The sequence below is a fragment of the Escherichia sp. WS3227_2 genome (assembly GCF_046486495.1).
Classification (GTDB): Bacteria; Pseudomonadota; Gammaproteobacteria; order Enterobacterales; family Enterobacteriaceae; genus Escherichia; species Escherichia coli.
Map to the genome: position 1 here is coordinate 390,096 of NZ_JBJQLG010000001.1, position 12,798 is coordinate 402,893.

13 protein-coding genes are annotated in these 12,798 nt (G+C 53.5%); all 13 read right to left on the bottom strand.

From position 1 onward, the window contains the following. Window positions 1–960: 960 nt before the first annotated feature. The 13 genes from yghD to pppA all read right to left on the bottom strand — a co-directional run bounded on the left by yghD (window position 961) and on the right by pppA (window position 12,725). A complete protein-coding gene (gene yghD, locus ACJHXB_RS01915; protein WP_001604849.1) occupies window positions 961–1,497 on the bottom strand; it encodes a GspM family type II secretion system protein YghD in 537 nt (178 codons plus the stop codon). 1 nt (window position 1,498) lies between these two features. Continuing rightward, window positions 1,499–2,677: a type II secretion system protein GspL gene (gene gspL, locus ACJHXB_RS01920; protein ID WP_001604850.1), complete on the bottom strand. Its 1,179-nt coding sequence runs from the start codon at window positions 2,675–2,677 to the stop codon at window positions 1,499–1,501. After that, a complete protein-coding gene (gene gspK, locus ACJHXB_RS01925) occupies window positions 2,674–3,651 on the bottom strand; it encodes a type II secretion system minor pseudopilin GspK (RefSeq protein WP_000633215.1) in 978 nt (325 codons plus the stop codon). The genes gspL and gspK overlap by 4 nt, the downstream gene beginning before the upstream one ends. Further along, window positions 3,648–4,253 (bottom strand): type II secretion system minor pseudopilin GspJ, encoded by a 606-nt coding sequence (gene gspJ / locus ACJHXB_RS01930; protein ID WP_001604851.1) that lies wholly within the window; start codon window positions 4,251–4,253, stop codon window positions 3,648–3,650. The genes gspK and gspJ overlap by 4 nt, the downstream gene beginning before the upstream one ends. Then, the gene (gene gspI, locus ACJHXB_RS01935; RefSeq protein WP_000820128.1) at window positions 4,253–4,621 is read right to left on the bottom strand and encodes a type II secretion system minor pseudopilin GspI; all 369 of its coding nucleotides are present in this window, start codon (window positions 4,619–4,621) and stop codon (window positions 4,253–4,255) included. Before gspI ends, gspJ begins: the two co-directional genes overlap by 1 nt. After that, a complete protein-coding gene (gene gspH, locus ACJHXB_RS01940) occupies window positions 4,618–5,181 on the bottom strand; it encodes a type II secretion system minor pseudopilin GspH (RefSeq protein WP_001604852.1) in 564 nt (187 codons plus the stop codon). The genes gspI and gspH overlap by 4 nt, the downstream gene beginning before the upstream one ends. A 3-nt stretch (window positions 5,182–5,184) precedes the next feature. After that, window positions 5,185–5,640, bottom strand: coding sequence for a type II secretion system major pseudopilin GspG (gene gspG, locus ACJHXB_RS01945; RefSeq protein ID WP_001087296.1), 456 nt, complete (start codon window positions 5,638–5,640; stop codon window positions 5,185–5,187). Window positions 5,641–5,656: 16 nt separating this feature from the next. Next, window positions 5,657–6,880, bottom strand: a complete 1,224-nt coding sequence (gene gspF, locus ACJHXB_RS01950) for a type II secretion system inner membrane protein GspF (RefSeq protein WP_001173435.1) — start codon at window positions 6,878–6,880, stop codon at window positions 5,657–5,659. Then, on the bottom strand, window positions 6,880–8,373 hold the full coding sequence (gspE, locus tag ACJHXB_RS01955) for a type II secretion system ATPase GspE (RefSeq protein ID WP_001604854.1): 1,494 nt from the start codon (window positions 8,371–8,373) through the stop codon (window positions 6,880–6,882). The genes gspF and gspE overlap by 1 nt, the downstream gene beginning before the upstream one ends. Further along, the gene (gene gspD, locus ACJHXB_RS01960) at window positions 8,373–10,433 is read right to left on the bottom strand and encodes a type II secretion system secretin GspD (protein ID WP_000498829.1); all 2,061 of its coding nucleotides are present in this window, start codon (window positions 10,431–10,433) and stop codon (window positions 8,373–8,375) included. Before gspD ends, gspE begins: the two co-directional genes overlap by 1 nt. Window positions 10,434–10,462: 29 nt before the next feature. Beyond that, complete coding sequence (gene gspC, locus ACJHXB_RS01965; RefSeq protein ID WP_024185228.1) at window positions 10,463–11,422, bottom strand: type II secretion system protein GspC; 960 nt, start codon at window positions 11,420–11,422, stop codon at window positions 10,463–10,465. Window positions 11,423–11,439: 17 nt separating this feature from the next. Then, entirely contained in the window at window positions 11,440–11,850 is a 411-nt protein-coding gene (gene gspS2 / locus ACJHXB_RS01970; RefSeq protein WP_001309757.1) for a type II secretion system pilot lipoprotein GspS-beta, read from the bottom strand. A 65-nt stretch (window positions 11,851–11,915) separates the two neighbouring features. After that, a complete protein-coding gene (gene pppA / locus ACJHXB_RS01975; RefSeq protein WP_000895877.1) occupies window positions 11,916–12,725 on the bottom strand; it encodes a prepilin peptidase PppA in 810 nt (269 codons plus the stop codon). Between the last annotated feature and the right edge of the window lie 73 nt (window positions 12,726–12,798).

Consider the following 12,798-nt stretch of genomic DNA (forward strand, 5'->3'; position numbering starts at 1 on the left):
AAATTCATTCAGACGGCTTGACCTTTTTAATAGCCAAAAACAATTTCAGCAGAAATTATTTCCGCAGGGATAAATAGATCTATTTCCGTCTCGTTTCTTCTAATCCATTCTTCAGGCATGAATGTATTCGGTCTTCTGGTAATTTCAGAAAACTGGCCGTTTTAGAATGTAGAGTTAATTTCCCAGGAAATTATTTTTTGTTATTACTGTTAACTACTTGATTATAATACCCCATGGATTTTATGCGTAACAATACCTGCAATCTGTTTCAAACCAGAACGCACGCGATTGATCACCAATAAATTATTCACTGAGAAACTATTTCCCTATTTAAAATTCACTCGTGTACTTCTTATTTATATCTACAGCCCCCTCTTTACAGCCATATTTGTGATTTATATCACATTTAAATGGTGTTATTTAAGTCGCATCAATAATCCCGAAGGTAATTATTTTCGTCGATTAAAATATACATCTTGATTATTTTGTGTATTTATTTTAACCAGTGTTACAACCAACACCATCCCTCAGTAGATATACCTGAGCAGACATTTCTTAAAATCGACGAATAGTTTCACTGGAAATTATTATGCTTATTTGAAATTCCCTTTCTGATTATCTCCAGGAATTTTACTAATTTCCAAGCTACACAAAATACAGATCACACAAGAATTATCCTATATGTTTTGGCCTATCAATTGTTACTCAATGATTTATTGCAACTATTAATAATCATAATGTGTCAAAACACTTAAGCAACTTTACAGTCTGAGAAAGGTGTCGATTAACGAAGGCTACATGGTGAAAAACAGGTTCCTTCAGTGTTACCGAATATTCCGTGGTGGTCTGGAGGGAGATAATTCTTGCTACATCGAAAGTCAGCCCGGTGAGCGGGTTTGACAGTTCCGCACTCACCATTGGGCTAAGGGTTATCAGGTGGGGTTAAGGAAATGGCAATACCTACCCCCGTCCAAACTCCAGTCGCTGCACATTCACCATCCCAGGCTTCTCAGCAGCACTGACATCAATTTGTGTCACCCGCAGCGCATATTTTTCATCCAGTGCTTTTAACCAGTTCAGCAGGTCATTAAACACCACAGGTTCTATCCAGACCTGAATATTCTCCCCGCGCTCGGCTATTCGCTTGATGACCACAGAGTGCACGGAAGCACTGTCACTGATGACCCGTGATACCTGCGCAGGCGTTGTTGTGGCAGATTTTCGCGCTGCGATAATATCCGGTGCGGCGCTCTTCAGTCGGGTGTTCATCGCCGCCAGCTGCTGCAATATTGTCTCCTGTTGCTCAATCCGTTCGCTCAAAGGCTGCCAGATGAGGACGTAATATCCGGCGCTAAACAGGAACACCACCGCTGCCAGTAACATGCCCTTTTCACGCGGAGAACGCCCCGCCAGGTGTTGTGTCAGCCAGTGTTCGCCACGGCTTAACTGGCGTTCACGCCATTGCTGAAAATAGTGAATAAATTTATCGCGTAACATGTTATTTCCTCCGCAACGTTACGCCGCCGGAAACCACATCACCCTCTTTCTGTAACGCGTCCTGTTGCACAACATAATCTGCCGCCAGTGCGCTACGCAGTTTGTCGAAACTGGCAAAGTTCGCGGCCCGCAACTGAAGGTGGAGCGTCTGGCGTTTTTGATCAAAGGTGAAACCACGCATTTCGATGTCGGAAAGTGATGCTGATTTCAGGGTGCTGGCTATCGCTGACAATTCTGCGAGCAGCCGGGTATCGTCGGCCTGTGGGCGATATTTTTTCAGCGCCATCGTCACCTGAGAGCGTAAATTCACAATCCTTTTTTGTTCCGGGAACAGCGTTAAGAACTGTTTCTCCGCCTGGGCGCGGCTTTGCGCCACCTGTTCGCTGACGCTCCATAACGTCACGCCCCGTTCCACTGCCAGCGCAACCAGAATCAGCAATATCGGCAGAATCATCACCCGCCAGCGCGCCCACTGTTTTCGGTAGCTGACCCGAGGCTGCCACGGCCCTGTTAGCAGATTCCCTTCCGGTTCGCCATAAATGGTAATGGCGGGCAGAGCCGTAACGGTCAGGCGTTCGGCGTCCGCACCAGCCCATGCTGATAGTTCTTCCGGAGCAATGCCGACCACGGTTAGCGAAAGCGGTAAATCCTGCTCATTGAGCTGGGCGTGGAACATGACCGGAGCCAGCGTTCGCCCGGCGCTCCATCCCCGGCATTCATCGATGCGGCAGATAACCCGTTGCGCATCGCCAGCCATAAACCCACAAGGAATAGACATCCAGTCCGGCGCGACGGTAGCGCGGGTGATGCCGTTTGCCTGCAACCACTGCGCAATGTTGCGCATATGCTGCTGGTGAATCACAGCTACGGTTGCCAGTTGCTGGTCGACTTTCAACGGGGCGAAATGCAGTTCATCGATATCCTGGTTCAGCTCTTCCTCCAGCAAGGCGGGCAGAATAGTCGGTATCTGCTTGCGGGGGATATCAGGCAGTTCAACCTGCCAGACGCTGATCCATTCGCCGGGAATGTAGAGTCGAATCGCATCAGTTTGCAGCCATTGCTGGAGCTGTTCGTTGTCAACGTCAGACCAGATGCCGTGCTCCACGTCGGTGGTACGGTGCTGCCAACGGATGGGATCGGAGGCGCAAAGCGGGATAAAAATCTCAAGCATGGAACTCACTCACTTTCTCCTGTCTGATGCCAGAGAACCGAAAAGTGTTTTGGGCCCATGCGGACAATTAACGAATTCATCGTCAGTTCAATCTCATTCACGGTGATATCTGAACGCAGCCAGAAGTAATTGCTGTCCACGCTCAGGACGGTTTTTAGCTGTTTTTTAGTACGCTCATCGACGTCAGCAAGTAGCGGCTGTGCAAGAAACTGATCGACATCTTCCCAGCCCTTCGCCGGACGTTGTTGTAATAACGCCCGCGCCTGAACAGGGCTTAACCACGGGTCAAACAGCGCCTCAAGAATCACACTTTGCGCGACGTCCAGGGTATTAATGTTGATTTGCTGGCGGGTCATCGGCAGCGCACAGACCAACGGTTTCAGTTTTTGATAAAGCCCGGCGTCCATTCCCTGCACCACGCGCATCTCGCTGATATCCGCCAGCGGTTGATTAGCGGCGTAGAACGGCACCGAGCGGGAGAGATACTCGCTGTCTTCACGACCCAGACGCGTCTGCACGCTGCGGTCTTCGTCAATAAACTCCCACAGGCTTTCGGCTATCAGTTCGGCCCGATAAGCAGGTACATCAAGGCGCGAGATCAGGGCAATCAGTTGTTGTACCGCGAGCGGACGCGACGCCGTCGTCGGCTGAGCGAGGGCATTCAGGTTAAAGCAGGCCTGTGCGTCACGCAGAGTGACGGCGATTTGCCCCTGCGGCAGTGGGAAAAAACGAGGGCCGGAAGCCCACGGCTGCGCCAGATGCACGCGCTTTTCATTTTTCAGGCTCAGACTGAGTGCGCTCAACGCCAGGCTTTCCGCACTGGCGCTGTACCACAGCGCCTGCTGGTACTCCTGCTGGCTGCGCGTTCGCCCAAGTTGTTGCTGCATTCGCCCGGAAAGCGTGATGGTCACCAGCATCATAACCGCCAGCAATACCAGCACCACGACCAGTGCCATTCCGCGTTTTGGTGGTGAGGTGATCATGATAATTGCGGCCCGCGTAACAACCAGATGCGTTCAATCTCGCCCCATTGCGGCGAATGCAGGGTCATGCGCACTGCCACAGGGATCGCCTGTACTGACGACCAGCTCTCCTGCCAGCGCGTGCCGTCGTAGAACTGCAAGCGGAGCGAATCCGCCGGAATCAACTTTTGCATTGTCGGCTTCACGCTGCCTGCGGCATCGGTCAGCGGCCAGGCTAACCGTTCGAGATAACCACCATGAATGCGGTAACCGACGGTGAGCAGATTACTGCGCGGCAGACGCATCAACGGATTAACCACGCCGCCACGTACAAAACGCATCCCTTCACTCTCAGACGCCAGTACGCCAGCGCCCGCCAGTAACGCTGGTTCACGCTGGCCCTGATCGCCTCTTACCGGACGCGGCATCATTTGTGTCAGATCGTGGGTCAGAAAACTCATCGTTTGCTGCATGAGGTTTAGTTTTTGATCGTGTCCGGCGACGGCGCTATTCACGCGTGTGACGCCGTTAGTCACCTGCTGCGCCATCAGTGCCAGCGAGGCAAAAATGGCAATTGCCACCAGCATTTCCAGTAACGTGAAACCAGCGCAAGTCCTTCTCACTATTGGCCTCCCACGGCGCTAAACCAGGCGCGTCGTGACTGAATCACCGACGAAAAGTCTTCGTGACGGCTGACTTCAATATCCACTGCCTGGAGCAGCGCGTTGCCTGTACTCAGCGGTGTGGTTCGCCAGTACCAGCGGCTTCCTGCCATATCGCTCTCGCCCTGGTGGCTGACCGCCCGCTGCTCGCGGGTCATCAGGTAAAGCAGCGCAGTCTGGTTTTCAGCTACCCAGCCCGCTACCGTTTTCTCCTCAAGGATTTGCTGATTACTCAGCGCACCGCTGGCAATCTGTAACACCGCCGTGGCAGCCAGCGCAAAAATCGCCAGCGCGAGCATCACTTCCAGCAAGGTAAATCCGCGCTTCATCGCATCCTCTCATCACATTGATTGAGGGATAACGCGCCATCGTGTGCCAGTTTTACCGCCCAACATGCGTTTTGCGCCGCCGAGTAGAAGCGCAGCGTAAACGGCGTGGCGGGTTCAAAAGGCGAAAAACGGATCTGCGGCGTCTTCTTTTTCGCCTCTTTTTGCAGCTCCAGTTCAATATCGTGCAGCGTCAGGCGACGACGCTGCAGCTCCAGCGCATATTCCTTCTGCCAGATATCACTTCCGGGTTGTAACAGCATCTGCACCTGTTTCGGCACCGTAACCTGTGCCGATAACCGGGTCGCAGAAACGGGCAACCACTGCCCCTGACGACGCTGCATAAACTGGTATCCCGGCGGGTCGATTAGTACACCGAGTGTCTGCCCTTCGATCACTGCCCTGTCTTTAAACTGCGCAAAGCGAGTCAGAAAATCCTGCGCCGCTTTTTTCGCGGGCGGCTCTGAAGCGGTCGCAAACGTCTGTACCACGCCCGCACTGGCAAGGCCGATAAGGAAAATCACCAGCATGATTTCCAGAAGAGTGAATCCGCGTCCAGGCACTGATTACTGAAACTCCTGCAAATTCCAGTTACCGATATCTGCGCCAGCGCCTTCCCCGTTTTCCTGACCATCCGCCCCCAGGGTGTAAACATCAAACAGTCCTTTTTCACCCGGACTGAGATACTGATAATCATTGCCCCACGGATCTTTTGGCAGTCGTTTAATGTACCCACCGGTACGGTAGTTACGGGAATCCGCCATATTGGCCGGTTGCTGGATCAGCGCCTCAAGCCCCTGTTCTGTGGTCGGATAACGCCCGTTATCCAGTCGGTACATATCCAGCGCATTCTCCAGCGCCACGATATCGCTGATGGCTTTTTGCCGATCGGCTTTCTCTTTGTTGCCCAGCAGGTTAGGCACCACCAGACTTGCCAGGACGCCAAGAATAACAATCACCACCATCACTTCCAGCAGGGTAAAACCTGCCCGTGGTTTTTGTGTGCGGGATAACGAATTCATGTGATAACTCCGTAAATTACATTCCAACCATATTGTTCAGTTGCAGCATCGGTTCGAGGATGGCGATGACAATAAACAGCACCACGCCCGCCATCATCACCACCAGCGCAGGCTCAAACAGCCCCAACGCCAGCCCCACCTGGGTATCAAATTCCCGTTCCTGGTTGACTGCGGCCTGTTCAAGCATGGTTTCCAGTTCACCGCTCTGTTCGCCGGAGGCGATCATGTACAGCATCATCGGTGGGAACAGGCGCAACTCCGCCAGCGCAGCGCGCAGACTGCTTCCTTCGCGGACGCGATCTGCCGCCAGCAGCAGTTGTTGCTCGACATAACGATTTGCCGACACGGCGGCAGCGGTCTGAATGCCTTCCAGTAGCGGAACACTGCTGGCGGTGAGGATGCTTAATGTGCGAGAAAAACGCGCCGTATTCAGCCCGCGCGCAACACGCCCCGTCACAGGCAGGCGCAGCACGGTTTTGTCCCAGCGCAGGCGCATCGCAGGATTTTTGAGTAGCCGTTGCCCCAGCACCAGAAGCCCCAGCAGGCCTGCAAGCCAGTACACGCCGCTGGCCTGTAACGCGTCGCTCATGGCGATGAGCATTCGGGTAGAGGCGGGTAGCGCGTGTCCGAGATGATCAAACTGTTCGATGATTTTCGGCACCACTGCCGTCAGCAAAATAGTGACTACGCCCGTTGCCACCACCAGCAGAACCAGCGGATAGAGCATGGCCTGCAATAGACGTGATTTCAGGCGCTGTCGCTGTTCGGTGTAATCCGCAAGGCGATTGAGCACCACGTCGAGATGCCCGGATTTTTCTCCGGCGGCGACCATCGAACAAAACAGGGAGTCAAAGACGCGGGGATGTTCGCGCAGGCTGTCCGACAGGGTATAACCTTCCTGAATCCGGCTGCGCAGCGCCATTCCGAGGCTTTTCACATGCAGTTTTTCACTTTGCTCACTGACCGCCTGTAAGCAGGTTTCCAGCGGCATTGCTGCCTGCACCAGCGTTGCCAGTTGGCGGGTGAACAGCGCCAGATCTGCCGCCGCCACGCGACGATGTGCGTGCCGCCGACGCTGTAACATTCCCCCTGCCGATGCATTCATCCTGGCTTCAATGTGCACGGGGATAAGCTCTTTACCGCGCAACAACTGGCGGGCATGACGCGCGGAATCCGCCTCAATCATGCCTTTGGTTTTGCGACCATTACGCTCCAGCGCCTGATAGTAAAACAGTGCCATTACGCCTCCATGGTTACCCGCAGAACTTCATCGAGAGAGGTTTCTCCGGCGAGCACTTTCTCAATGCCGTTGCTGCGGATACCCGCAGAGTGTTGCCGGACATAACGTTCCAGCTCCAGTTCCCCGGCCTGACGGTGGATCAAATCACGCAATGTGGCGTCCACCACAATCAGTTCATGGATAGCGGTACGTCCGCGAAAACCTTTGTGATTACAGGCGGGGCAGCCCTGCGGATGGTACAGCGTGACGGTACGCGCGTCGGTAATTCCCAGCAGGCGTTTTTCTTCGTCAGTGGCAGGCGCGGGCTGGCGGCAGTCGGGGCACAGCGTGCGGACCAGTCGCTGCGCCATCACACCCGTCAGACTGGAAGAGAGCAGGAAAGGCTCAACGCCCATATCCTGCAGACGCGTGATCGCCCCCACCGCCGTGTTGGTATGCAGCGTGGAAAGTACCAGGTGCCCCGTGAGCGACGCCTGAACAGCGATTTCTGCGGTTTCGGTATCGCGGATTTCACCGACCATCACCACATCCGGGTCCTGACGCAAAATCGCGCGCAGGCCACGGGCGAAGGTCATGCCGACGCGGGTGTTGACCTGCGTCTGACCGATCCCTTCAATCATGTATTCGATGGGGTCTTCAACCGTGAGAATGTTACGCGAATGGTTGTTCAGCTCCTGCAATCCGGCGTACAGCGTGGTGCTTTTGCCGGAACCCGTCGGCCCCGTCACCAGAAAGATGCCGTGCGGTTTGTGCAGTAGCTGGCGCAACTGCGCGGTCAGTTCGTGACTTAAACCCAGACGCTCCAGCGTCAGGCGGGCCTGGTTTTTGTCCAGCAGTCGCAGCACCACGCGCTCACCCCAGGCGGATGGCATGGTGGAGACACGCACGTCGATCGCCCGACCGCCCAGCAGCAGCGCAATACGGCCATCCTGCGGTACGCGCTTTTCGGCGATATCCAGCCGCGCCATCACCTTGATACGCGATACCAGTAGCGAGGCCAGTTTGCGCCCCGGGCGCAGCATTTCATGTAATGTGCCGTCAACGCGAAAACGGATCACCAGGCTCTTTTCAAACGTCTCGATGTGGATATCCGAAGCGCCTTCTTTAATTGCCTCTGCCAGCATGGCGTTGAGCAGTTTGATGATCGGTGCATCGTCGTCACTTTCCAGCAGATCTTCCGTTTCTGGCAGTTCTTCGGCGAGGGTAAAAAAGTCCTCGGCAGAACCGAGATCTTCCATCAGCTGGCGAGCCTCGGTAGAGTCACGCTGCCAAACCGCATTCAGCCGCTGTTCAAATTCGGCTTCGTCGATTTGCCGCAGCGTAAAGGGCGCGTTCAGCCCCCGCTGCAGCTCCTGCAAAACAGAGAGCGACAACGGATGAACGTGGAGGATCTCCAACGATGCTTCGCACCATGCCACCAGGCTAAACCGACGGCTGAAACTGTAGGGCAGACGCACGGTGTTAGCAGTGGTTTCCTGTGCTACAGGCACCATTAACGCGTTCTCCCGGCATTAAGGAACGCACGTACTTCCGGCGGTAAGGCCTGGTTTTGCGCTGGCAGTACCGGCTGCGCGGTGTGCGGCATCAGGCTTAAGCCTTGCTCATCACGATAGATCTGTTCGGCGCGCATGTAGTTATATTTGCGCTGCGACACGCCGTCTGCCGCCATACCGTCACGCAGAATGGTCGGGCGGATAAACACCATCAGGTTACGTTTTTCTTTTTTATCCGCCGTCGATTTAAACAGGTTACCAATCAACGGGATATCGCCCAGCAGCGGCACTTTCGCCACGCTTTCTCCCGCCTGGTCGTCCATCAGACCGCCAAGCACGATCAGTTCACCATCGTTAGCCAGCACGGTGGTCTTCAGTTTGCGCTCACCAAACACCACGTCGAGGCTGGTCTGTCCTTCCACCTTCGACACTTCCTGCTCAATCACCATCTGTACCGCGTTACCTTCGTTAATCTGCGGCGTGACTTTCAGCATGATGCCGACTTTTTTCCTCTCTACTGTATTGAAAGGATTGCTGTTATTGGAGCCAACGGTAGAGCCGGTTAATACCGGAACATCCTGGCCCACCATGAAGAAGGCTTCCTGGTTGTCCAGCGTGGTGATGCTCGGCGTGGAGAGCACGTTCGAGCTGGAGTCGTTTTTGACCGCCTGTACCAGCGCCATCCAGTCACCTTTCACCACGCCAACCGCCGTACCGCTAAAGCCGGAAAGTAGCTGAGCAAGCGTGGAGAGATCGCCGTTAGTATCCGGATTTATGGTGGTAGCGCCGTTTTCACTGATTACCGTCGAGCCTTTCTGCGGTTTCGCCTGAGAAATGGCTGCCCCCAGCGTGCCAATAGGGATCTGCGTACCGTTAGCAAACTGCATTAATCCGGCATCTTTCGACGCCCACTGCACGCCGAAGTTGATATTGCTACCTTCGGCAACTTCCACGATCAACGCCTCGACATGCACCTGAGCACGGCGAATATCCAGTTGTTCAATCACGCTTTGCAGCGACTGCATGATGTCCTGTGGCGCAGTAACAATCAGGGCATTACTGTGTTTGCTGGCGGCGATGGAGACAACCTCACGCCCGCTACCGACCGTGCCTTCCGCCTCTTCTTTAGCCGCCGTGAGCGTGCCGCTGACCTGCTTCAGTACATCGACCAGATCTTCGGCTTTGCTGTATTTGAGATAGAAAACCTGGCTGTTGCCGCTGCGCTCCATTTCTGAGTCCAGCCGACGGATCAGGCGGCGCATTTTGTCCCGCGTGGCGGGGTCACCACTGACAATCACACTGTTGGTGCGTTCATCGGCGACAATTTGAGATTTTAGCGTTGCTGGCTGGTTCTCGCCGCTGTTTTTGGTCAGGCTTTCCAGCACGCGGGCGATTTCCGAAGCCGAGGCGTTATCCAGCGGGATCACCTCTTCAGTGCGATTACCCGCGTGATCCACGCGCTGGATCACTTCTGTCAGCCGCTCCACGACGGAGGCGCGTCCGGTGAGCATAATTACGTTGGAGGGATCGTAATTAACAACGTTGCCTGAGCCTGCGCTGTCGATCATCTGGCGCAAAATCGGTGCCAGTTCGCGGACCGACACATTACGTACCGGCACTACTTTGGTGACCATTTCATCGCCCGCGTAGTTGTCGCTGCCTTCACCGACCAACGGCAGTGGCTCGACTTTCGCGGCGCTGGATTTCACCACCTTCAGCACGTCGTTTTCCATCGGTACGACGGCATACCCCTGTGCTTCCAGCAGGTTAAGGAATAGCTGGTAATACTGGCGTTCATTGAGCGGAGTCATGGTACGAATACTCACTTTCCCCTGTACGCCCGGCCCCATAATGATGGTTTTATTAAGGTTAGCGCCGACGGTTTCGATGAACGATTTCAGGTCGGTATCTTTAAAATTGGCGGTGAAAGTGGCTTCTTCCGCCCAGACCGGTGAACTGCATAATGCCGCTGCCAGCACCAGCGGCAGTAAACGCTTTTTTGTTTTGAGGCCAGTTGTCTTCTTACGCCAGACCGACAACGTAATATCACGCCAAAACACGATGAATGATTCTCCTGGATTAAATGCGGTTAGCGCAGCGCGATGGAAATGTCGTGGCGCGCACCCTTGCGTAAAACCGTAAGTTGAATGGAATCCATTGAAGGTAACTGCCGCATCAGAGCAATCATTGCTCGTGGATCAGTGAAATCCTGCTGATTTAGCGCAATGGCGATATCGCCTTCCCTGAAACCGCTGGCATCGAACAGAGAACGATCTGCCCCCGGCTTCACTGCATAACCGACAATCCCCTCCTTACGCACAGGCGTAAGCTGGATATAGTTAAAAATTTTCTGCGGATCTTTCGCCAGTGCCTGACGCACGGCAGTCGGGATCTCAATTGGCGCACTGACAGCAGGTTCAGCAACAGCTTGCTTTGCTTCGTCACTGACAGCTTTTTTGTTGGTCACGGCAACGGTGGGACGCTCCTCTTCAGCCAGGCTCAGGCGCTCTATTTTTCCCTGATAACGCAGCATCACATGGTCGCGGTTGATTTCCTCAATCACCGCGTTGTGAGAACCAAGCCGTTCCCCCTGCAAATAGACCTGCTGTTTGCCGCCTTCTTCAATAACCGCGCCAGGTCTGGCACCAAAGGCGATCCCGCGCAGCACCACATTAAGACGCGTTTCTGCCACAGGCACAGGTTCAGGTTGTTTTACCGGTGCGGCGACGGGCTGATATTTGCCAAACCAGTTTTGCTGGCTGATTAATTGCACGTCATTTTTATCGAACGTTTTTGCATCTGCACGGGGCGGTTTATTCGCCGATGGGGAAACCGCCGTATATTCCGCAGAAAAGGAGAAATAGCGCCAGAGTGAATGCGCCACTTTTGCAGAAATAATAAGCAGCATCAGCCAGAACATCGCGCGTACAATTTTTCGCAGATGCTCTTTGTCTGTATTAAGAGATTGTCTCTGGTTAAGAGTGTGACGAATTTTTGTCAGCCATTGAATGAGATAAATTCGTGCGTCACGAAAAACAACCCGCGCCAATTTATATCTACCCGACGTTATGCTTTGACTATTCCACAGGTGGTACGATCCAGTTTCCGCTGATACTGGTTACCTGTACGTGTATCATTAATCGTTATGCTGTAATTAATTCCCTCGGTAATCATTAATTTCACCGTCGGGTCAGCGCACATTTGTCGTTGATAGCTGGTTAAAAAGGCATCAGGCGTCTGCGTGGTCTGAGCACCCGCTTCGCTGATAATGGTCATTTTTACCGTCGTGCCGCTACTTTGCGCCAGCACTAAGGTATATCCCGCAGATTTAATCGGCAGGTTTTGGCTGATATTTTGCGCCTGTTTTTTCGCCAGTAAACTGGCATTTTCATTATGGCTGGCACAGCCACTTAATAATCCTGTAACGCTCAACAATAGCGATATTAATACCCTCCCTGGCATTTGTTTTATCGACATGGTAAATAATCTCTAAGGTTATTAATAAGAGTTAAAATGTCACTTTGATAATGACGTTGTTATCATTAAAACAATGCCTGTAGATAAAGTGTTGCTATACCGCCCAGACTTAAACACGGTCCAAAAGGCAGTGTGGTTGATCCTCTTTTTGTAATAACGGCATATATCAGGCCGCAGCATGAGGCGATTAAAGCAACGTTGGGCAGTGATAACGCCCCCACCCAGCCACCTAAAGCGGCGAAGAGTAATACATCGCCCATGCCTAATGCTTCTTTACGCAGAACTATTCCGGCTATCCAGCGCAGGGAGTAAAAAGTGATAAATCCCACCAGTACGCCGGTGACTGCATCTTGTAGCGTGAGCGGGCTCTGCTGCACCCATGCCGCAATTAGTCCCGTCCACAATACGCCCTGAGTAAAAACATCGGGCAGCCATTGGTTATCGAGGTCAATGATGCTCGCGGCAATCAGCCAGGCCGATAATATCATCACCGCCAGCGCCCATCCACTTTCCGGCCACACCAGGCTCGCCAGCAAAAAAGCGAGTGCCGTCAATAACTCCACCAACGGATAACGCTTGCTGATTTTCGCCTGACAATCACGGCAGCGCCCTTTGAGCATCAGCCAGGAGAGCAGCGGTATATTGTCACGTATCCGGATGGTCTGCTGACAATGTGGGCAGTGCGAACGCGGTAGCGCAAGGCTTATTTTTGACTGCGTACTCGGCATTTCACCGTGAAACTCCGCCATTTGTTGGCGCAGCATGATAGGGTAACGCCAAATCACCACATTCAAAAAACTGCCGATAATCAATCCTCCGACGGTAGCCAGGACGGGCATCGCCGCGGGGTATTGCTGAAAAACATCAAAAAGCATGGTTAAAGGTTGTTTGTTGTAATTTGCCGGATGCGGGCCTGCGGGTGTATGCCATATGGCTTTCCTCCAGGCC

Excerpts from the sequence above, each read along its gene's own strand:
- yghD (WP_001604849.1), bottom strand. The coding sequence starts at position 1,497 with ATGTTACGCGATAAATTTATTCACTATTTTCAGCAATGGCGTGAACGC.
- gspK (WP_000633215.1), bottom strand. The coding sequence starts at position 3,651 with ATGATCACCTCACCACCAAAACGCGGAATGGCACTGGTCGTGGTGCTG.
- gspI (WP_000820128.1), bottom strand. The coding sequence starts at position 4,621 with ATGAAGCGCGGATTTACCTTGCTGGAAGTGATGCTCGCGCTGGCGATT.
- gspG (WP_001087296.1), bottom strand. The coding sequence starts at position 5,640 with ATGAATTCGTTATCCCGCACACAAAAACCACGGGCAGGTTTTACCCTG.
- gspF (WP_001173435.1), bottom strand. The coding sequence starts at position 6,880 with ATGGCACTGTTTTACTATCAGGCGCTGGAGCGTAATGGTCGCAAAACC.
- gspE (WP_001604854.1), bottom strand. The coding sequence starts at position 8,373 with ATGGTGCCTGTAGCACAGGAAACCACTGCTAACACCGTGCGTCTGCCC.
- gspS2 (WP_001309757.1), bottom strand. The coding sequence starts at position 11,850 with ATGTCGATAAAACAAATGCCAGGGAGGGTATTAATATCGCTATTGTTG.
- pppA (WP_000895877.1), bottom strand. The coding sequence starts at position 12,725 with ATGCTTTTTGATGTTTTTCAGCAATACCCCGCGGCGATGCCCGTCCTG.